At 67.4% G+C, this 18,795-nt stretch carries 18 protein-coding genes; 8 read left to right on the forward strand and 10 right to left on the reverse strand.

The annotated features are described in order from the left end of the window. Positions 1-37 precede the first annotated feature (37 nt). The gene (locus tag ESD82_RS17330; RefSeq protein WP_024845044.1) at positions 38-1,039 is read left to right on the forward strand and encodes a polyprenyl synthetase family protein; all 1,002 of its coding nucleotides are present in this window, start codon (positions 38-40) and stop codon (positions 1,037-1,039) included. Between the two features lie 70 nt (positions 1,040-1,109). On the opposite strand, the gene ESD82_RS17335 is transcribed toward ESD82_RS17330, so the two are convergent. Next, positions 1,110-2,555, reverse strand: a complete 1,446-nt coding sequence (locus ESD82_RS17335; RefSeq protein ID WP_197029443.1) for an ammonium transporter — start codon at positions 2,553-2,555, stop codon at positions 1,110-1,112. A gap of 259 nt (positions 2,556-2,814) precedes the next feature. Between ESD82_RS17335 and ESD82_RS17340 the strand changes: the two genes are divergently transcribed. Next, a complete protein-coding gene (locus ESD82_RS17340) occupies positions 2,815-5,154 on the forward strand; it encodes a transglycosylase domain-containing protein (RefSeq protein WP_147427735.1) in 2,340 nt (779 codons plus the stop codon). A 148-nt stretch (positions 5,155-5,302) separates the two neighbouring features. On the opposite strand, the gene ESD82_RS17345 is transcribed toward ESD82_RS17340, so the two are convergent. Together ESD82_RS17345 and ESD82_RS17350 are read right to left on the reverse strand one after the other, a co-directional pair. Next, positions 5,303-5,899 carry an MlaC/ttg2D family ABC transporter substrate-binding protein gene (locus tag ESD82_RS17345; RefSeq protein ID WP_024845047.1) on the reverse strand — a complete coding sequence of 199 codons (597 nt, stop codon included), beginning with the start codon at positions 5,897-5,899 and terminating at the stop codon, positions 5,303-5,305. Then, positions 5,889-6,617 carry an MlaA family lipoprotein gene (locus tag ESD82_RS17350; protein WP_024845048.1) on the reverse strand — a complete coding sequence of 243 codons (729 nt, stop codon included), beginning with the start codon at positions 6,615-6,617 and terminating at the stop codon, positions 5,889-5,891. The genes ESD82_RS17345 and ESD82_RS17350 overlap by 11 nt, the downstream gene beginning before the upstream one ends. A 160-nt stretch (positions 6,618-6,777) precedes the next feature. Between ESD82_RS17350 and ESD82_RS17355 the strand changes: the two genes are divergently transcribed. Further along, on the forward strand, positions 6,778-8,520 hold the full coding sequence (locus tag ESD82_RS17355) for a type I secretion system permease/ATPase (RefSeq protein WP_024845049.1): 1,743 nt from the start codon (positions 6,778-6,780) through the stop codon (positions 8,518-8,520). Next, positions 8,517-9,920 carry an HlyD family type I secretion periplasmic adaptor subunit gene (locus tag ESD82_RS17360; protein WP_024845050.1) on the forward strand — a complete coding sequence of 468 codons (1,404 nt, stop codon included), beginning with the start codon at positions 8,517-8,519 and terminating at the stop codon, positions 9,918-9,920. The genes ESD82_RS17355 and ESD82_RS17360 overlap by 4 nt, the downstream gene beginning before the upstream one ends. Here ESD82_RS17360 and ESD82_RS21865 read toward each other — a convergent pair. Continuing rightward, complete coding sequence (locus tag ESD82_RS21865) at positions 9,890-10,315, reverse strand: hypothetical protein (protein WP_024845051.1); 426 nt, start codon at positions 10,313-10,315, stop codon at positions 9,890-9,892. The genes ESD82_RS17360 and ESD82_RS21865 overlap by 31 nt on opposite strands. Before the next feature lie 112 nt (positions 10,316-10,427). Here ESD82_RS21865 and ESD82_RS17370 point away from each other — a divergent pair. Beyond that, a protein-coding gene (locus tag ESD82_RS17370) for an IS630 family transposase (protein ID WP_407672815.1) occupies positions 10,428-11,418 on the forward strand; the annotation gives its coding sequence in 2 pieces (ribosomal slippage) (positions 10,428-10,793 and positions 10,795-11,418; 990 coding nt in all). Between the two features lie 84 nt (positions 11,419-11,502). Next, positions 11,503-12,260 (forward strand): IS5 family transposase gene (locus tag ESD82_RS17375; RefSeq protein WP_147427734.1). Its coding sequence is split into 2 segments (ribosomal slippage): positions 11,503-11,818 and positions 11,818-12,260, totalling 759 coding nucleotides; the frame shifts between segments, so codons are not numbered across the junction. Positions 12,261-12,372: 112 nt separating this feature from the next. Here the strand turns inward: ESD82_RS17375 and ESD82_RS22025 are convergent. Together ESD82_RS22025 and ESD82_RS22030 are read right to left on the reverse strand one after the other, a co-directional pair. Further along, complete coding sequence (locus tag ESD82_RS22025) at positions 12,373-12,924, reverse strand: recombinase family protein (protein ID WP_208852065.1); 552 nt, start codon at positions 12,922-12,924, stop codon at positions 12,373-12,375. Beyond that, a complete protein-coding gene (locus ESD82_RS22030) occupies positions 12,914-13,177 on the reverse strand; it encodes a recombinase family protein (protein WP_244314540.1) in 264 nt (87 codons plus the stop codon). Before ESD82_RS22030 ends, ESD82_RS22025 begins: the two co-directional genes overlap by 11 nt. 198 nt (positions 13,178-13,375) lie before the next feature. Between ESD82_RS22030 and ESD82_RS21870 the strand changes: the two genes are divergently transcribed. Both ESD82_RS21870 and ESD82_RS22660 read left to right on the forward strand, forming a co-directional pair. Continuing rightward, a complete protein-coding gene (locus ESD82_RS21870; RefSeq protein ID WP_167521755.1) occupies positions 13,376-13,639 on the forward strand; it encodes a hypothetical protein in 264 nt (87 codons plus the stop codon). A gap of 435 nt (positions 13,640-14,074) precedes the next feature. Then, entirely contained in the window at positions 14,075-14,326 is a 252-nt protein-coding gene (locus ESD82_RS22660) for a DDE-type integrase/transposase/recombinase (protein ID WP_167521784.1), read from the forward strand. 680 nt (positions 14,327-15,006) lie between these two features. Here the strand turns inward: ESD82_RS22660 and argF are convergent. From argF to ESD82_RS17405, 4 genes are all read right to left on the reverse strand, one after another. Then, complete coding sequence (gene argF, locus ESD82_RS17390; RefSeq protein ID WP_024845710.1) at positions 15,007-15,933, reverse strand: ornithine carbamoyltransferase; 927 nt, start codon at positions 15,931-15,933, stop codon at positions 15,007-15,009. 97 nt (positions 15,934-16,030) lie between these two features. Further along, on the reverse strand, positions 16,031-16,507 hold the full coding sequence (locus ESD82_RS17395; protein ID WP_024845711.1) for a GNAT family N-acetyltransferase: 477 nt from the start codon (positions 16,505-16,507) through the stop codon (positions 16,031-16,033). Continuing rightward, complete coding sequence (locus ESD82_RS17400) at positions 16,500-17,672, reverse strand: aspartate aminotransferase family protein (protein ID WP_024845712.1); 1,173 nt, start codon at positions 17,670-17,672, stop codon at positions 16,500-16,502. The genes ESD82_RS17395 and ESD82_RS17400 overlap by 8 nt, the downstream gene beginning before the upstream one ends. Positions 17,673-17,845: 173 nt before the next feature. Continuing rightward, complete coding sequence (locus tag ESD82_RS17405; RefSeq protein ID WP_147427732.1) at positions 17,846-18,667, reverse strand: ABC transporter permease; 822 nt, start codon at positions 18,665-18,667, stop codon at positions 17,846-17,848. Between the last annotated feature and the right edge of the window lie 128 nt (positions 18,668-18,795).

Raw genomic sequence — 18,795 nt, forward strand, 5'->3', positions numbered from 1 at the left:
TGGCGTGGCAATGGCTGGCAGCGAAAGGGGATCGCTGATGGGCATGAACGAAAACGTCTCCAAGCCGCTCGACCGGCTCTCCGTGGAACTGGCCGGGGATATGGGCCGGGTCAATGCGCTGATCCGCGAACGCATGGCCAGCCGCCACGCCCCCCGCATTCCGGAAGTGACCGCGCATCTGGTCGAGGCCGGCGGCAAGCGGCTGCGGCCGATGCTGGTGCTGGCGGCCGCGCGGCTGTGCGGCTATGGCGGCGACAGCCATGTGCTGCTGGCCGCGGCGGTCGAGTTCATCCATACCGCAACGCTTCTGCATGACGACGTGGTCGACGAAAGCCGGCAGCGGCGCGGCCGGCCGACGGCCAACCTGCTGTGGGACAACAAGTCCAGCGTGCTGGTCGGCGATTACCTGTTCGCGCGCAGCTTCCAGCTGATGGCGGATACGGAGAGCATGCAGGTCATGCGCATCCTGGCCAATGCCAGCGCCACCATCGCCGAGGGCGAGGTGCTGCAGCTGACCGCCGCGCAGGACGTCTCGACCACCGAGGACACCTATATCCAGATCGTGCGCGGCAAGACAGCGGCGCTGTTTTCCGCCGCGACCGAGGCAGGCGCGGTGGTGGCCGGCGCCGACCCGGCGGTGCAGCGGGCGCTGTTCGATTACGGCGATGCGCTGGGGATCGCCTTCCAGATCGTCGACGACCTCTTGGATTACGGCGGCTCGACCACCACGATCGGCAAGAATGTCGGCGACGATTTCCGCGAGCGCAAGCTGACTCTGCCGGTGATCAAGGCCATCGCCCGCGCCGACGAGGCCGAGCGCGCCTTCTGGGAACGCACCATCGGCCAGGGCCGGCAGGACGAGGCCGACCTGGCCACTGCGCTGGAGATCCTGCGCCGCCGCGAGGCGCTGGAGGCCGCCCGCGCCGATGCCATCGCCTGGGCCGGCCGCGCCAAGGCGGCGCTGCAAGCCGCGCCCGACCAGCCCCTGCGCCGCATCCTGGCGGACTTGGCGGATTTCGTGGTCTCGCGCCTGTCCTGACCATCAAGCCCCGCGCCGACGAAAAAGCCCGGCAAGAAGCCGGGCTTTTCCTTTTGCCTGAAGCCCTGCCTCAGCTGTTATAGGCGTTCTCGCCATGGGTGGTGACATCGAGGCCCTGCCGCTCGTCGCCGCCCGAGACGCGCAGGCCGATCACCGCCTTAACGATCATCAGCGCGATGAACGAGACCACGGCCGACCAGACCACCGCCACGGTCACGCCCAACGTCTGGGTCATCACCTGGCCGGCGATGTCATAGCCGGCCACGACCGATTCGGTGGCATAGTCGTAGATGCCCGAGCCGCCCAGCGACGGCGCGGCGAAGACGCCAGTCAGGATGGCGCCGACGATGCCGCCGATACCGTGGATGCCGAACACGTCCAGGCTTTCGTCCACGCCCAGCTTCGCCTTCAGGCTGACGACGAACCACATGCACAGGAAGCCCGCGGCCAGGCCGATGACGATGGCGCCCATCGGGCCGACGAAGCCGGCGGCGGGGGTGATGCCGACGAGGCCGGCGATGGCACCCGAGACCCCGCCCAGAAGCGAGGGGTGGCCGCGCAGCAGCCATTCGCCGAAGGCCCAGGCCAGCGCGGCGGCGGCGGTGGCGACGGTGGTGTTCAGGATCGCCATGGCGGCGGTGCCGGTGGCCTCCATGTTCGAGCCGGCGTTGAAGCCGAACCAGCCGATCCACAGCAGGCAGCCGCCCAGGAAGGTAAAGGGCAGGTTGTGCGGCGCCATCAACTCCTTGCCGTAGCCCAGCCGCGGCCCGACGACCAGCGCCGCCACCAGCCCGGCGACGCCGGCGTTGATGTGGATGACCGTGCCGCCGGCGAAGTCCAGGTCGCCATGGCCGAACAGGAAGCCGCCCGGCGCGTCATAGGCCGAGGGCCCGCCCCACCACCAGACCATATGCGCCATGGGCAGGTAGGAGAAGAAGAACCAGATCACCACGAAGGCCAGCACGGCCGCGAATTTCATCCTCTCGACCGTGGCGCCGACGATCAGCGCCGGCGCGATGCAGGCGAAGGCCATCTGGAAGATGATGAAGACATATTCCGGCACATAGACATTGGTGGTGAAGGTCTCGGCAAGGGACGCGCTGTCCACCCCCGCCAGGAACGCCTTGGAGAGGCCGCCGATGAAGGGCGTGAGCCAGGTCGCCTCCTCGGCCGAGCCGGCGCCGGTGAAGGCCAGCGAATAGCCGAAACAGACCCACAGGATCGACATGATGCAGAAGATGGTGAAGACCTGCATCAGCACCGAGAGCATGTTCTTGGCCCGCACCAGCCCGCCATAGAACAGCGCCAGCCCCGGAATGGACATGGCCATGACCAGGATGGCCGAAATCATCATCCAGGTCGTGTCGCCCTTGTCGACGATGGGCGCCAGGGTCTCGACGACGGTTTCGACGGTCGCCGCCGGGGCCTCGGCATCCTGCGCCAGGGCCGGCACCGCCAGCCCGATCAGCGGGAGGGCGAGCGCCGGGATCATGGGTTTGATCGCGGTAGGTCTCATCATGTTTCCTGCACCTTCTTTCTGCGTTGCAGCAGTTCCATGTCCCGGTCAGGAAACCCGCCGCCCCCCTCCAGGCACAAGGTTTGTGCAGCTTTCGGCCCGGCCCGCCCCTCGCCTGCACGAAATAAGGGCAGGAATGCCGGGTTCTGCAGCCTGCGGGGGCAGTTCACTGATAGGTCATCTCGGTTCTCAAGCCCCTGGCTTTGATGTATGTTGCGCGCCAATGGGCCGGAGCAATCGGCCGGGCAGGAAAGCAGGCATGAAGAAACCGACCGGCAAGGGCCGCATCGTCGCGGACAAGCGCAATTTCGACCAAGCCCCTCAGAAAGCGCAGAAACGAACCGGCGGATCATCCCCTGGCAAGCCCCCCAGGCGGCGGCGCGGCGGCAATGTGGTGACGCGGGGAATCGCCGGAATCATCGCGCTGGTCTGGCGGGTGATCTGGGGCGCCTTCTGGCGGCTGGGGCTGACGGTGGCGCTGATTCTGCTGGCCGCCAGCTTCTATTATTACACCACGCTGCCCGAACCTGCGGCGCTTTTCGACGGCCGTGCCCGCGGTTCCGTCACCATGCTGGACACCGAGGGCCGGGTCTTTGCCTGGCGTGGCGAAACTTTCGGCATGGTCAGCGCCGACAAGATCGCACCGGTGCTGAAGGACGCGGTGGTCGCCACCGAGGACAAGCGATTCTATCGCCATCCGGGCGTGGACCCGCAGGGCATCGCCAGCGCCATCAAGATCAACCTGGCCGCCGGCCGCGGCCCGCTGGAGGGCAACGGCGGCTCGACCATCACCCAGCAGGTCGCCAAGCTTCTGTGCCTGGGCGAGAGCTTCGACCCGATCCGCTGGAAATCCGAGGCCGAGTTCGAGGCCGAGTGCCGCAAGTCCTCGATCTGGCGCAAGGTCAAGGAAGTGCCCTATGCGCTGGCGATGGAGTTCAAGTATTCCAAGCAGGACATCCTGAACATCTACATGAACCGCTCGTATCTGGGTGCCGGGGCGCGCGGCTTCGAGGCGGCGGCGCAGCGTTACTTCGACAAGTCGGCCGCCGAGGTGAACGCGGCCGAGGCGGCGATGCTGGCCGGGCTGCTCAAGGCGCCCAGCTATTTCGCGCCGACCTCGAACCTGCAGCGCGCCCAGGACCGGGCCACGGTGATCCTGGGGCTGATGCATGACCAGGGCTATCTGGACGACAGGCAGTTCGCCGAGGCCAAGGCGCAACCGGCGGCGCTGTCCAAGGCGGCGGCGGCGCGGGCCGGCGGCTATTTTGCCGATTGGGTAATGGAATCCGGCCCCGGCTTCCTGACCAGCGAGACGACCGAGGACGTCACCATCACCACCACCTTCGACCAGCGCGTGCAGCGCGCCGCCGAACGTGCGCTGAAGCGCATCTTCGACGAAAAGGTCGCCGAGGGCTCCAAGGCGCAGGCGGCCGTGGTGGTGATGTCGCCCGACGGCGCCGTGCGCGCCATGATCGGCGGGCGCGACAATACCGCGACCGGCACCTTCAACCGCGCGACCCAGGCCAAGCGGCAGACCGGCTCCAGCTTCAAGCCCTTCGTCTTTGCCGCCGCGCTGGACCAGGGCTACAGCCCGAACGACACGGTGCTGGACGCGCCGCTGACCATCAACGTGCGCGGCTCGGGACCGTGGTCGCCGCAGAACTACACCCGCCGCTATTCGGGCGAGGTGACGCTGACCCGCGCCCTGTCGCAATCGCTGAACACCGCCACCATCCGCCTGCAGGAAATCGCCGGCCGCGATGCCGTGCGCCGCGTGGCGCAGGATTTCGGCTTTGCCAGCGACCTGGCCAGCGGCCCCTCGCTGGGGCTGGGCGTCTCGGAATCGACGCTGCTGGCGATGACCGGCGCCTATGCCGGCATCCGCAACGGCGGCACCGCCGTCAGCCCCTACGGCCTGGTGGAGCTGCGCATCAAGGGCGACGACCAGGCGCTGATCGGCCAGGCCGGCGGCATGGGCCAGCGCGTGATCTCGCAAAAGGCGGCGCGCGAGCTGATCGGCATGATGCAGCAGGTGATCGAGCGCGGCACCGGCACCCGCGCCAGGCTGTCGGGCCGTCCGGCGGCGGGCAAGACCGGCACCACCTCGAGCTATCGCGACGCCTGGTTCATCGGCTTCACCGGGCAATATGTCACCGGCGTCTGGATGGGCTATGACGACAACACGCCGCTGAAGGGCGTGACCGGCGGCGGGCTGCCGGCCGAGATCTGGCAGGCGGTGATGGCCGAGATCCACGAGGGCCTGCCGGTCGAATCGCTGGGCAGTTTCGCCTTCGACCCGGACAGTGCCGTCCCGCAGGTGGTCAGCACCGGCGGCGATGGCGCGGCCGATCCCCTGGCCGCGGCGCTGTCCGAGGCGCTTGGCCAGCCCTTGCCGCAAGGCCAGCGCCAGGATCAGACGCAGCCGGGGGACGGGGCCGGGCGCGCCCTGCCCGATCCCGGCGTGCAGACGCCCGGCGGCCCGCCCACCTTCCCGGCCGAGACCATCACCAGCGGCCCCGAAGCCGAGATGCCGCCGCCCGGCGCCGACGACGCGCTGACCCAGGCGCTGCGCGGCATCCAGGGTGTCTATCAGGAATGAGGAACGGCCGGTTCCGCGGGACCGGCCTTCCTGTTTTTCGTGCAGGCCGCAGGCGTCATCACTGTGCCCGCCCGGCCGCGCCGCCGCGGTGGGTATTTGGGGAACGAAGAAGCCGCTTTGTCCTTGGCGCCGGGACGCGCGCCGGGGCTCAGCCTGCCTGCTGCAAGTCCGCCGTCAGCGCCGCCAGATCGCCCTTGCGCCGCGCCAGCATCGCCCCGATCTCGGCCCGTTCCGAGGCGAGCATGTTCACCCCCTCGATGATGATGTTGAAATAGCGGCTCTTCCCGGACTTGTCCGAGACATGCCATTCCACTTCCATCGGGCTGCGACCCTTGAGATAGGCGACCGAGGTCACGGCAAAGAAGGATTTCACCGGCCTGGCGCCCGTGACCTCGATCTTCGAGCCGATGAACTCGCGGAAGCGCTTGCCGTATTTGCGCCCGATATAGCCCTGGAACGCCTGGCGATAGGCCGCAAACTCGGCCGCCCCGGCCTGGCGCGCCGCCGGACCCAGGGCCGAGCGGGCGATGATCTCGACATCGGCATAGCGCGCGAAGATCGCCTCGAAGGCGCGATACATCTGCGCCGGCGGCTGGCCGGAATTGATCACGGCATAGACTTCGCCCAGGGATTTCTCGATCAGCGCCCGCGCCTCGCCGGTGTCCAGCGCCCAGGCGGGCCGGACGGCGATGGCCAGCCCCGCGCCGACCAGGCCCAGGAACCCGCGGCGGGTTTCATTCGGCATAAGGGTCAATGTGCTCTCCTTCCTCGCCCAGTTCGTGACGGCGATGCTGCAACCAGATCAGCCGCGTCTGGGCATAACTATCGGCGCTTTCGTGCAGGATGGAATCGACGGAATCGCCGAAACGGCCCCGCTCACCGGCTTTTGAGGCGACGCGTGCCCCCATGCCGATCAGGTATTGGTCGCGGTTCAGCCAGCCCCGCATCGGGTCGATGACCAGATCGACGACGCGGCCCGCCGCATCGCGCTGGGTCGAGGGACCAATCAGCGGCAGTTCCAGATAGGCCCCCTCGCCCACCCCCCAGGTGGCAAGGGTCTGGCCGAAATCCGTGTCCTCCTCGGGCAGGGAGAAATCGCTGGCGGCCGGATCGAGAAAGCCCGCCAGCCCGACCGTCGTGTTCACCAGGAACCGCAGGGTCATGCGCGCGGCCGGCCCCGGCTTGCCTTGCAGCAAGTGGTTCACCACCCTGCCCGGCTGTGCCAGGTTCGAGCCGAAATTGCCAAGGCCCGCGACGACATGGCTGCCGATCCCGCTCCCTTCGCCGCCCGACATGCCTGCGCCCAGCGGCTTGACGACATGCGCGTCGATCCCGCGGTTGAAGGCATGGACCTTGCGGTTCATCGGTTCGTAAGGGTCATGGATGCCGTCACCGTCGCGGTTCGAACAGGCCACCAGCACGACGGCCGCGACAAGAAGCAGGGGGAGATTCCACGCAGGCAAGCTTTTGATAACCTTCTGAAGCTAAGACTGGTCGGACCGGCGGCGATTCGCCTCGGGGCAGACGGCGGGGCGGCGGCGGACTGTTTCACGGCTGCGCTTTGGGATATGCGCTGGGGCGATTCCGGGCAAGCCCGGTCATGGTAACGAGGAAGGAACCGGCATGGCCTTGCCGCCGATGCGACATGACGGCCAGCGCGAACTGCAATCCGCGCGCAGCCTGGCCTGGCAGCTTTACGCCATTGTCGGCCTGTTTTCCTTTGCGGTGAACCTGCTGATGCTGACCGGGCCGCTGTTCATGATGCAGGTCTATGATCGCGTGCTGGCCAGCCGCTCGGTCGAAACATTGACCGCCCTGTTTCTGCTGGTCGCGTTCCTGTTCACGCTGATGGGGGTGATCGACCTGGCGCGCAACCGCGTGATGTCCCGCATCGCCGCCCGTTTCCAGGACCGGATGGAGGGGCGGGTCTTCACCGCCGCGCTTCAGGACGGCCAGGCCGCCGGCTCGGACCTTGTGGTGCGCGGCGGCATGCGCGACCTCGAGGCAGTGCAGCGGCTGATCGCCTCGCCGGTGCTGATGGCGCTGTTCGACCTGCCCTGGGCGCCCTTTTTCCTGGCAGCGGTCTTCATCTTCCACCCGATCCTGGGCGCGGTGGCGACGGCGGGCATGGCGGTGCTGGTCGCGGCGACGCTCTTGAACCAATGGCTCAGCCGCGATCTGCTGCAGCAGGCCGGCGTCGCCGCGCAATCGGCCGAGCGCATGTCCGACCTCTACCGCGACGAGGGCGAGTTGATCGGCTCGCTCGGCATGCGGGCGGCGGCCTTCCGCCGCTGGCAGGCGGCGCGCGACCGTGCGACCGAGGCGACGCTGCGCGCCAGCGACCGCGCCACCGGCTTCACCGTCTTCTCCCGCACCTTCCGGCTGTTTCTGCAAAGCGCGCTGCTGGCCGCCGGCGCCTGGCTGGTGCTGCGCCAGCAGGTGACGCCGGGCGCCATGATCGCCTCGTCGATCCTGATGGGCCGGGCGCTGGCCCCGGTCGAGCAGGTGGTGGGCGGCTGGTCCATGGTCCAGCGCGCCCAGGACGGCTGGAAACGGCTGGCCGAGCTGCTGTCGCGCCACCCGCCGGTCGCGCAGCGCACGCCCCTGCCCCGGCCCGAGGCCCGGCTCGAGCTGCGCAACCTGGCCGTCGTGCCCCCCGGCCAGGGCGCGGCGATGCTGCGCGGGGTCAGCTTCGACCTTGCCCCCGGCCAGGCGCTCGGGGTGATCGGCCCCTCGGGCGCCGGCAAGACCACGCTGGCGCGGGCGCTGATCGCCGCCTGGCCCGTCGCCTCGGGCTCGATCCGGCTCGGGGGGGCGACGCTGGACCAATACGACCCGGACGCACTCGGCCGGCTGATCGGCTATCTGCCGCAGCAGGTCACGCTGTTCGACGGCACCATCGCCGAGAACATCGCCCGCCTCTCGCCCCAGCCCGATCCGCAGCGCGTCGTCGCCGCCGCCACGGCCGCCGCCGCGCATCGCATGATCCTGGACCTGCCGCAGGGCTACGACACCCGCGTCAGCCAGGCCGGCGGGCAGCTTTCCGGCGGCCAGATCCAGCGCATCGGCCTGGCCCGCGCGCTTTACGCCGACCCGGTCATCTTCGTCCTGGACGAGCCGAACTCGAATCTCGATAATGAGGGATCGACGGCGCTGAACCTGGCGATCCGCACCATCAAGGCGCGCGGCGGCGCCGTCATCATCATGGCCCATCGCCCGGCTGCGATCACCGAATGCGACCTGCTGCTGGTGCTGGACCAGGGCCTGCGCCGTGCGTTCGGCCCGCGCGACGAGGTGCTGAAATCCCTGGTCAAGAACGCCGAGCAGATCGCCCGTGCCCAGGGCCACGGCGGAGGGGTGACATGAGCGATCCGAACCGATCCGGCCGCGCGCCGGCCGACGACATGCCCGGCGACGTGGCCCGCGTTTCCGCCGGGCCGCATCCGGCCCCGGGGCCATCCCCACCGCCCAGGCGCCCCGACTGGTCGGCGCGTGGCCCGGTCATCCTGGGGCTGGCGGCGATGCTGGTTCTGGTCGGCGGCTTCGGGCTCTGGTCCTGGACCGCGCGTATCGCCGGCGCTGTGGTCGCACCCGGCCAGGTCGAGGTCGAGCAGCGCCGCCAGGTCGTCCAGCACCCCGATGGCGGGGTGGTGGCCGGGATCCTGATCCATGACGGCGAAAGCGTGACCGCCGGCCAGCCGCTGATCCGGCTGGACGGCGCGCTTCTGGGGACCGAGCTCGCCATCGTCGAGGGCCAGTATTTCGAGATCCTCGCCCGCCGCGGCCGGCTCGAGGCCGAACGCGCCGACCGCAAGCGGATCGCCTTCCCGCAGGAACTGGTCGAGGCCGCCGCCAACCGCCCCGAACTCGCCGCGCTGATGGAGGGGCAGGCCAGCCTGTTCCAGGCCCGGCTCGACACGCTCGAACAATCCCTGGGCCAATTGGCCAAGCAATCCGAACAGGTGCAGTCGCAGATCGGCGGCGTGGACGCGCAAACCCAGGCGCTGGAGCAGCAGCGCGGCTTCATCGCCCAGGAATTGCGCGACCAGCGGTCCTTGCTGGAAAAGGGCCTGGCGCAGGCCCCGCGCGTGCTGGCGCTGGAACGCGAGGCCGCCCGGCTCGACGGGCTTCTGGGCGAGGCGACGGCGACCCGCGCCCGCGCCGTGACGCAGCTGGCCGAAATCGACCTGTCGCGGCTGGAAAAGACCGCCACCCGCCGCGAAGTCGCCGAAACCGAACTGCGCGAACTGGGCTATCGCGAGCTGGAACTGGCCGAGCGCCGCCGTGCGCTGGCCGAGCGCATCGCCCGGTTGGACATCCGCGCCCCGGTCTCGGGCGTGGTACAGGAATTGCAGATCACCACCCCGCGCTCGGTGATCCGCCCGGCCGATCCGATCCTGTTCATCATCCCGCAGGACCGGCCGCTGCTGGTCGCCGCCCGCATCGCCACCATCAATATCGACGAGGTCCAACCCGGACAAAGGGTGGTGCTGCGCTTCTCGTCCTTCTCGTCGCGCACCACGCCCGAGATCGACGGGATGCTCAGCCGCGTCTCCCCCGACACCCTGGTCGACCCGGCCACGCATGTACCCTATTATCGCGGCGAGGTGACGATCCCCGCCACCGAGGCCGAAAAACTGAAGGGGCTGGACCTGATGCCCGGCATGCCGGTCGAGGTCTATGTCCAGACGGGCGAACGCAGCCCGATGGCCTATCTGGCCAAGCCCCTGACGGATTACTTCACCCGTGCCTTCCGCGAGAACTGAACGGCCCCGGCCCCCCCGTCATTCTCCCTTGTCCAAATATCCCGGGGGAGTCGCGCCCCCGGCGTGATGATGGATGACAAAAGGTTTGAGACTCTGCAATTTTTCGGGTGTTTAAAATCAATGGCTTCCCAATGCTTCTCAAGCTGGGCCGCGATAAGCCGGTTCTCCGGGTCGCAGGCGGCATAGCGCCGTTCCGCCAGCGAAGCATCGTATTCTGACTGCTGCAGGCCGAGTTCGGCTATGCGCCGGCGCTCGGCCTCTCCTTCCCTGTGCATCCGCTCTGCCTCCAGCGCGGCCTCGACCGCCATCGGCTCGACCACCCGCAGTATCTCCGATGCGATCGCGGCGTCCACACGGGATCCGCCGAAGCTGAGACAGCGCAGCAGGCCGAGCATGAGATTGGGCCGATCGCAGCGATAGGTCGGACGCCTAGAGCGAATTTGACCAACACCGGGTCGCTTTGAGGATTCACGCGATGAACAATGTCTGATTCACTGCTCCTGTGATTTGCCAGGAGGAGATGATGACGAGGAGCCTGAGACGAGGAGCCTGAGCGGAGACCTTCGCGGTCGGGTAATTGCCGCGATCGAAGATGGGGTTTCGACGCGGGAGGCGGCACGACGCTTCCGCATCGGCATCTCGACGGCCGGGGCCTGGTATCGCCGCTATCGCGAGACCGGCGAGATGGAAGCGCGCAAGCAGGGACAGCCGTCGCGCTCGAAGCTTGATACGCACGAGGCCTTCATTCTGGGCCTCATCGAGAAGACACCGGACATCACTCTTGCTGAGATCGGCGAGCGCCTTGCTGGCGAGCGCGGCGTGCGGGTGGCGCCCTCGACGGTCTGGCTGTTTCTTGACCGGCGCGGCATCACGTTCAAAAAAAGACGGCCAAAAAAAGACGGCGCATGCCTCAGAGCAGCAGCGTCCCGATGTCTTGCGCCGCCGCATAGCCTGGTTCGACGGCCAGCTCGATCTCGATCCCGAGAGGCTCATCTTCATCGATGAGACCGCGGCATCCACGAAGATGGCGCGGCTGCGAGGACGAGCGCCATGTGGCGAGCGATGCCGGGCGCCCATTCCACACGGACATTGGAAGACCACCACCTTTACCGCGGGCCTGCGGCTATCTGGCATGGCGGCACCGATGCTGCTCGATGGGCCAATGAACGGACCAGCCTTCCTCGCCTATGCCGAGCAGGTGCTCGCACCAGAGCTGCGCCCCGGTGACGTCGTGGTCATGGATAATCTGCCCGCCCACAAGATCAGCGGCGTGCGCGACGCCATCGAAAAAGTTGGAGCACGGCTCCTGTTCCGCCCGCCATACTCGCCGGACTTCAACCCCATCGAGATGGCTTTCTCCAAGCTCAAGGCACTGCTCAGAAAGGTCGCTGCCAGAACCGTTGACGATCTCTGGTCAGCCGTCGCCGACTGTCTATCCGCCTTCACCCCCGAGGAATGCCGGAACTACTTCGAGCCCGCCGGATATGACCCGGACTAAGTCGAATCCGCGCTAGGTAGTGTCTTCATTTAAGGATTCCCATACTGTCTGAGTTCTGTTTCAAGATCGAAAACGGAGGCGATCTTGAGCAGGCGGACGCTGACAGACGAGCAATGGGAACGGATCGGGCCTCTGTTGCCCGGCAAGGCTGGTGATCGGGGCCGCAGCGCTGCGGACAATCGGCTGTTCATCGACGCGATCCTGTGGTTGGCACGAGGTGCTTCGCCCTGGCGCGACCTGCCGCCGGAACCGGGGCACTGGAAGAGCGTCTACACCCGGTTCCGCCGCTGGTCCCGCGCCGGGGTCTGGGAGCGTCTTTTCAGGGAGTTGAGCGCCGATCCCGACTTCGAATATGTGCTGGTCGATGCCACCATTTCCAAGGTCCACGCAGATGCGACCTCGCAAAACGGGGGCTTGAGGCTCACGCCATCGGCCGCTCTCGGGGTGGGCTGACGACCAAGATCCATGCTGCGGTGGACGCGCTTGGCCTCCCGGTCCGGTTCGCGATCACGCCGGGCCATTGGGCCGACAGCCCGCAGGCCCGGGGGCTGATCCGCGGCCTTGCGGGCGGCGGCCATGTCATCGCCGACGCCGGATACGACACCGAGGCGTTGCGCCGCTTCATCGCCGGCGACCTGCGCGCCACCGCACAGATCAAGCGCAACCGAAGCCGCGCCGGAAGCCGGCCGCTGGATCGGGCGCTCTCCGGGGAACGCCACCTTGTGGAGTGCTTCTTCAACCGCCTCAAACGATTCCGCCGGATCGCGCTCCGATGCGAGAAAACCGTCGCCTCCTTAAAGGCATTCGTCGACCTCGCCTGCGCAATGGCAGCGATCGCCTAAATGAAGACACCGCCTAGGCTGGGGCGCCGGCAGGGGCGACCGCCAGGCCGCGGCCACAGCGCCCGCAGGTCAGCATGCCCGCAAGAAGGGCACGGCCGCCCCGCCCGGACTTCTATCCTCCCGCACGTCCATAGGCATTGGCTGCGAGCAGCATCCGGTTCCGCTCGTATTCCGCCCAACCGATATAGGCGGCATGATGATCGCGGATCAACACGTCCCACGCCTCCGGCGGCTTGCCATGGCCGTAGGACTTGCGGGCGCGGCCGTCGACCAGTTCGATGCGCTTCTCACTCTTTCCATAGACATAGGCCCCGGCGTAGAAGGGATTCTTCAGCATCCCGATGACGTTGCGGTAGCGGATCGCTGTCCAGTCGAAGGAGGTCAGGCGCTTGCCGTCCGAGGGGCGTGGAAAGACCACCCCCTCCGCCGCCAGCGACAGATGCGCCTGCCGTGCGCTGCCGAGCTGGCGAAACCGCTCGAAGACCAGCCGGATGACCTGCTGGAGCCGGAAGTCAGGATCGAGGCCGAGGCCGGTCTCGCGATGCCGGATGTAACCGAGCGGCACGCTGATCCGAAGTTCGCCACGGCGCGCCTTCGCCCGGGCAGCGTCAAGCATGCGCGCCCGGATCACCCCGAGCTCGAACTCGCTGATGCTACCCCTCATGCCGAGCAGCAGGCGGTCGTTCGGCAGGCAGGGATCGTGAGAGCCCATCGAGGTCGATGACACGCGCCTCGACAAGCCCGCACAGTTCGAGCAGGTGGTGCCAGTCCCTGCCATTGCGTGCCTGCCGCGAAGCGTCAAAGCAGAGCACGGCGCCGACTTCCCCGGCGCACAAGGCGGTGACAAGCTTCTCGAAGCCGGGCCGGGCCACCATGCCGCTGGCGGAGCGGCCGAGATCGTCGTCGATCACATCCACGGTCCGGAAACCACGACGACATGCGATCTCAACCAGTTCATATTGAGCCATCCGCCGAGAATCGGACAGTGAGGCAAGCTGCGATCCGCCGTCTTCTGGTCTCCAGGGACGAGGGGATCGGACGATGCCGAAAGGCAGGAACCATGACGCGGGCTTCAAGGCTCGGGTGCGCCGGAGGCCGCGAAGGGCGGGCGCATCGTGCCGGAGCTGGCCGCGGAATACCGCGTGCGCCCGACGATGATCCATCAATGGAAGAAGGCGCTGCTCGAAGGGGCATCGGACATCTTCGAACGCGGCGGGAAGAAGGCCGAGATCGATGAGGCCACGATGCGGTCGCTGCACGCCCGGATCGGGGAGCCGGCCGGCGCCAACGCTTCCTGTCCGGAAAGCCCAGGCCCTGGACCGGCCAGTGACGAGGGATCGAAGCCGCCACCGGTTCAAGGCCGATCCCGAACGCGATGATTGAACGCTCCCGTCCTGCGCTGTCGCTCGGGGCGCCATGCCGCCTGCTGTCGATCCCGCGGTCCTCGATCCCGCGGTCCGCGTCCTGTTGCGCAGCAAGGGACGAGACCGGGATGAACCTCGCCCCTATGCGGCTGATCGACCGGCAGTTTCCGGAAACGCCCTGCTACGGCGTGCAGCAGATGACGGCGTGCAGCAGATGACCCGGCCCCTGCACAACGAAGGCCATGCCGTGAACGTCACGCGCAGCCGGCGGCTGATGCGGCTCATGCGCTTGATGCCGATCCGCCGGAAACCCGCTGCCAGCAGGCCCGCGCCCGGGCGCAAGACCTATCCCTATCCGCTGGGGGGCGGGTCGAGCAACCCGACCAGGTCGGGTGCGCCGGCATCGCCGACCTGCCGATGCGGCGGGGCTGCCTCTGCCCGGTCGCCGTCATGGACCGGTTCCCCCGCAAGCTGCTGGCCTGGCGCATCTCGAACACGCCGGCGGCGGATTTCTGCGTTGCGGCCCGAAACGAGGCGGTCCACCACTGTGGCCCACCCGAGATCATGAACGCCGATCGAGCTTCGCAGTTCACGTCCTGCGCTTGGGTTGATCGGCTGAAACGGGCCGGCACCCGCATCTCGATGGATGGCAGGGGCGCTGTCTCGACACCGTCTTCATCGAGCGCCTCCGGCGATCCCTGATGCATGAATGCGCCTACCCGCACGCCTGGGAGACCGGCGCGCAGGCCAAGGCCGGCGCCGGCAGATGGATCGCCTTCTGCAGCCACCAGAGCGGCCTCGCGCCGCCCATGGCGGACAGCCGCCCGCCGCGGTCTGCGTCAACCAGAGCGAAACCGACCGGCAGAGCCAGAGAGCGGCTTAAGTCACCCCAGAGCCCGCCCAATGATCGCGGAGTGGCTCATTATACCTCATTAGGTTATAATATGACCTGATGAGGGCGCTTTTTCAGCTTCTAACACCTATCATGCCAATCTTCCCGCGCACCATCTCAAAATCTGCGTGGCTTTTGCTGCTCGCGGCACATCGCTGCACGCTTGGTGCCAAGAATCGGGCGTGAAAATGCAAAACGCCCGGGCATCGCTGTTGGGACAATGGCGGGGTCCAAAGGCTCAACAACTCATCGAGCGCATACTGGAAGCAGCGGAGCGGCCTCACGGATGTATGGTGCCGCTCTCAAATCTTGCTGGCATAGGACCACTGCCTGCAACGCGCATGGGTATTCCCACCTGATCCCACGAAAAACGGGCTCAAACCTTTTGACGCCGTAGATCAAAGGTTTTGACACATGACATCCCTGCCACAGGCGCAGGGCCCCCACCTCCCGGCGGCCCTGAAAGGATCGGGATGCGCTGCGGACCGGGTCAAAGACCCAGGCACCAGCGCATGATGGCCTTTTGCGCATGCAGCCGGTTCTCGGCCTCATCGAAGATGACCGAGTTCGGACCGTCCATCACCGCGCTGGTCGCCTCGTCGTCGCGATGCGCGGGCAGGCAATGCATGAACAGCGCATCAGACTTGGCACGCGCCATCAGCGCCTCGTTCACCTGATAGGGGCGCAGCTGGTTGTGCCGCCGCTCGCGCGCCGATTGCGGGTCGTGCATCGACACCCAGGTATCGGTCACCACCAGGTCGGCGCCCTCGACCGCCTTGACCGGATCGCGCTCGATCACCGCCTGCACGCCCTGGGCGCGGGCAAACTCCAGCGCCTCGCGCTCGGGGTCCAGCGTCGGCGGGCCGGTAAAGGTGAAGTCATAGCCGAACTGCCCGGCGGCATGGATCATCGAGCAGCAGACATTGTTGCCGTCGCCCGACCAGACCACCTTCCTGCCGGCAATGGGGCCGCGATGCTCCTCGAAGGTCATCACATCGGCCATGATCTGGCAGGGATGGGTGCGGTTCGTCAGCCCGTTGATCACCGGAACGCTGGCATATTCCGCCATCTCCAGCAGCGTCGCCTCTTCGAAGGTGCGGATCATGATCAGGTCCACATAGCGCGACAGCACCCGCGCCGTATCGGCGATGGTCTCGCCATGACCCAGCTGCATCTCGCTGCCCGACAGCACCATGGTCTGCCCGCCCATCTGCCGCACGCCCAGGTCGAAGCTGACGCGGGTCCGGGTCGAGGGCTTTTCGAAGATCAGCGCCACCATGCGGTTCCTGAGCGGCAAATCGGCGTCGGGCGCACCCTTGGGCTGGCCGTTGCGCGCATCCTTCATCCGGCGCGCGGAATCGATCATGTCGCGCAGATCGGACCTGTCGGTGGTATGGATGTCGAGGAAACTGTTCATGTGTGACTGTCTTTCGGATTGGTCCGGCAAGCAAGCCGCTTTGCCTGGGGGAGGTCAAGGCCAAAGGCCCCGCGTCGTGACGGAAATCGGCCTCTCCTCATCGGTGCCGCGTCATGATGCGCGCCGGAGTTCCATCCTCCGAGGGACGCAGCTCCTCGCCGCGAAAGCCGGCCTTTTCATAGGCGCGAATGGCGCGCAGGTTGTCGGGCTCGGGGTCGATGACCAGGACCGGCGCCTCGGCCAGCAGCGTGTCGGCCAGGGCGCGCAGCCAAAGCCCGCCATGGCCGAAGCCGCCGGGCCCGGAAAAACAGTCGATCGCCAGCGCCTCGGCCGGCAGGCCGGCGAAATGCGGCGCGCCCCAGTGATGCGCCGGATAGAACTGCGCATAGGCAATGGGCGCGCCGTCCATCAGCGCCAGCCATTGCCGCATGGCCGGCTCGTCCAGGTCTTCCTCGATCCCGGCCAGCTCCTTCTCGGCCCCGCGCCACCAGCGCGCGACCTCGGGCTGGCGCAGCCAATCCGCCAGCATGGGCAGATCGGCGCGCGTGACCGGCCGGAAGCCGAACCTATCCATCGATCCTTCCGGCCGCCCGGTCCAGCCGGACGACCGCCTCGGCGATCTCCTCATCGCTGATGGTCAGCGGCGGCAGCAGGCGCAGCGTATCGTCCGCCGCGGCCACGGTCAGGATATGCTCGCCGTAGCCGGCCTTGACCAGGTCGCCCGGCGCGACCTTGCATTTCAGGCCCAGCATCAGCCCCTGTCCGCGTACGAAGTCGAAGACATCGGGATGCGCGGCCACCAGCCCCTCGAGCTTCTGGCGAAACAGCGCGGCCTTGCGATTCACCTCGGCCAGGAACTCGGGCGCCGCGACGATCTGCATCACCCTGGCGCCGACCGCGCAGGCCAGCGGATTGCCGCCATAGGTCGAGCCATGCGTACCCGCGGCCATGCCGGCGGCGGCCTTTTCCGTCGCCAGCACCGCGCCCAGCGGGAAGCCGCCGCCGATGCCCTTGGCGATCATCATGATGTCGGGGGTGATGCCGGCATATTCATGCGCGAACAGCTTGCCGGTGCGGCCCATGCCCGATTGCACCTCATCCAGCACCAGCAGCGCGCCGGTCTGGTCGCAAAGCTGGCGGATCAGGCGCAGGTCGGCATCGGGCAGCGGGCGGATGCCGCCCTCGCCCTGCACCGGCTCCAGCATGACGGCGGCGGTGCGGTCCGAGATCGCGGCTTTCAGCGCCTCCATGTCGCCCCAGGGCAGCTGGCGGAAGCCCGGCATCAGCGGGCCGAAGCCCTTGACCATCTTTTCCGAACCCGCCGCCGCGATGGCGCCGGTCGAGCGGCCGTGAAAGGCGCCCTCGAAGGTCAGGATCTCGTAGCGGTCGGGATCGCCCTGCTCGTGCCAGTACTTGCGCACCATCTTGATCGCCAGCTCTGCCGCCTCGGTGCCGGAATTGGTGATGAAAGCGGTATCGGCGAAGGTATGCTCGACCAGCAGGTCCGCCAGCTTCTCCTGCTCGGGGATCTGGTAGAGGTTCGAGACATGCCAGATGCGGTTCGCCTGCTCGGTCAGTGTGGCGACCAAGTCGGGGTTGGCGTGACCCAGCGCGTTCACCGCGATACCGGCGCCAAGGTCCAGGTATCGCGTCCCGTCCGTCGCGATGGCCCAGGAGCCCTCGCCCCGCTCGAAGGCGATGGGCGCGCGGTTATAGGTCGGCAGGACGTGCGAAATCATGGAGTTACCCTCTCTGGGAACGGCCGCTTGGCGGCACCATGGCTGACGGAAAGGCGGAAAGGCAGGCGGGATCGGACGTTGAGGGCGTCAACGTCGGGGACGGGCGATCTGGATGGTCCGCGTGATCATGCTTCGTCGCATAGCGCGGAAGCGTGTCCCATGCAACGGGGTTTTCAGGGCTTCATCCGATAGCCCGAGGCCAGCCAGCGCCAGGCCGTGAACAGCACCAGCGCCACCGTCAGCGCGCAGACCGCCAGCCCGCGCAGCACCGGCGCGTCGGAAACCCCGGCGATGCCGTAGCGCGCGCCGTCGATCAGGTAGAAGATCGGGTTCCAATGCGCCAATGCTCGGAAGGGCTCGGGCAGCGCCTCGACCGAATAGAAGGTGCCGGACAGAAACGAGAGCGGCGTGACGATGAAATTGGTGATGACCGCCATCTGGTCGAATTTCTGCGCCACGATGGCGGCCAGCAGCCCCAGCCCGCCCATCAGCGCCGCGCCCAGCACGACGAAGGTCAGCGCCCAGAAGGGATGCGCCACCCCCTGCCCGATGACCAGTGCCATGCCCAGGGCGATGGCGGCGGCGACGATCAGCGCGCGCGCCACGGCGCCGATCAGATAGCCGGCCAGGATCTCGCCCGCCGAGAGCGGCGGCATCAGCGTATCGACGATATTGCCCTGCATCTTGGCCGAGATGATGCTGGAGGAGGTATTGGCGAAGGCGTTCTGGATCACCGTCATCATCAGGATGCCGGGGCCGAGGAACGCCAGGTAGGGCAGGCCCATGACTTCGCCGCGGTTTTGCCCCAGTGCCAGCGCAAAGACGATCACGAACAGCGCCGAGGTCATCAGCGGCGCAAAGATGGTCTGCTGCCAGACGCTCATGAAGCGCATGATCTCGCGCCGGCTGAGCGTATAAAGGCCCAGCCAGTTCACCCGGCCAAAGCGGCGCACACCCATCTGGCGGAATCCGGGGCTGGTCGGGTCTGGCTGCATCGGGGCTCCTTGAATTTGCGGGCTCGGATGGGTAAATCTGGCTATCCCCGGATTTAAGGCCGGGTCTTGCGGAATTGAAGCCACTAGCACGAAGAGCGCCGGGACGCATCCCGGCGCAGGAAAGGCAA

Source organism: Paracoccus pantotrophus (assembly GCF_008824185.1).
In the GTDB taxonomy this organism is placed as follows: domain Bacteria; phylum Pseudomonadota; class Alphaproteobacteria; order Rhodobacterales; family Rhodobacteraceae; genus Paracoccus; species Paracoccus pantotrophus.

Excerpts from the sequence above, each read along its gene's own strand:
- ESD82_RS17355 (WP_024845049.1), top strand. The coding sequence starts at position 6,778 with ATGGCCTTGCCGCCGATGCGACATGACGGCCAGCGCGAACTGCAATCC.
- ESD82_RS17340 (WP_147427735.1), top strand. The coding sequence starts at position 2,815 with ATGAAGAAACCGACCGGCAAGGGCCGCATCGTCGCGGACAAGCGCAAT.
- ESD82_RS17330 (WP_024845044.1), top strand. The coding sequence starts at position 38 with ATGGGCATGAACGAAAACGTCTCCAAGCCGCTCGACCGGCTCTCCGTG.
- ESD82_RS17360 (WP_024845050.1), top strand. The coding sequence starts at position 8,517 with ATGAGCGATCCGAACCGATCCGGCCGCGCGCCGGCCGACGACATGCCC.
- ESD82_RS17395 (WP_024845711.1), bottom strand. The coding sequence starts at position 16,507 with ATGGATAGGTTCGGCTTCCGGCCGGTCACGCGCGCCGATCTGCCCATG.
- ESD82_RS22025 (WP_208852065.1), bottom strand. The coding sequence starts at position 12,924 with ATGAGGGGTAGCATCAGCGAGTTCGAGCTCGGGGTGATCCGGGCGCGC.
- ESD82_RS17335 (WP_197029443.1), bottom strand. The coding sequence starts at position 2,555 with ATGAGACCTACCGCGATCAAACCCATGATCCCGGCGCTCGCCCTCCCG.
- argF (WP_024845710.1), bottom strand. The coding sequence starts at position 15,933 with ATGAACAGTTTCCTCGACATCCATACCACCGACAGGTCCGATCTGCGC.
- ESD82_RS17405 (WP_147427732.1), bottom strand. The coding sequence starts at position 18,667 with ATGCAGCCAGACCCGACCAGCCCCGGATTCCGCCAGATGGGTGTGCGC.
- ESD82_RS21865 (WP_024845051.1), bottom strand. The coding sequence starts at position 10,315 with ATGCTCGGCCTGCTGCGCTGTCTCAGCTTCGGCGGATCCCGTGTGGAC.
- ESD82_RS22660 (WP_167521784.1), top strand. The coding sequence starts at position 14,075 with ATGGACCGGTTCCCCCGCAAGCTGCTGGCCTGGCGCATCTCGAACACG.
- ESD82_RS17400 (WP_024845712.1), bottom strand. The coding sequence starts at position 17,672 with ATGATTTCGCACGTCCTGCCGACCTATAACCGCGCGCCCATCGCCTTC.
- ESD82_RS17345 (WP_024845047.1), bottom strand. The coding sequence starts at position 5,899 with ATGCCGAATGAAACCCGCCGCGGGTTCCTGGGCCTGGTCGGCGCGGGG.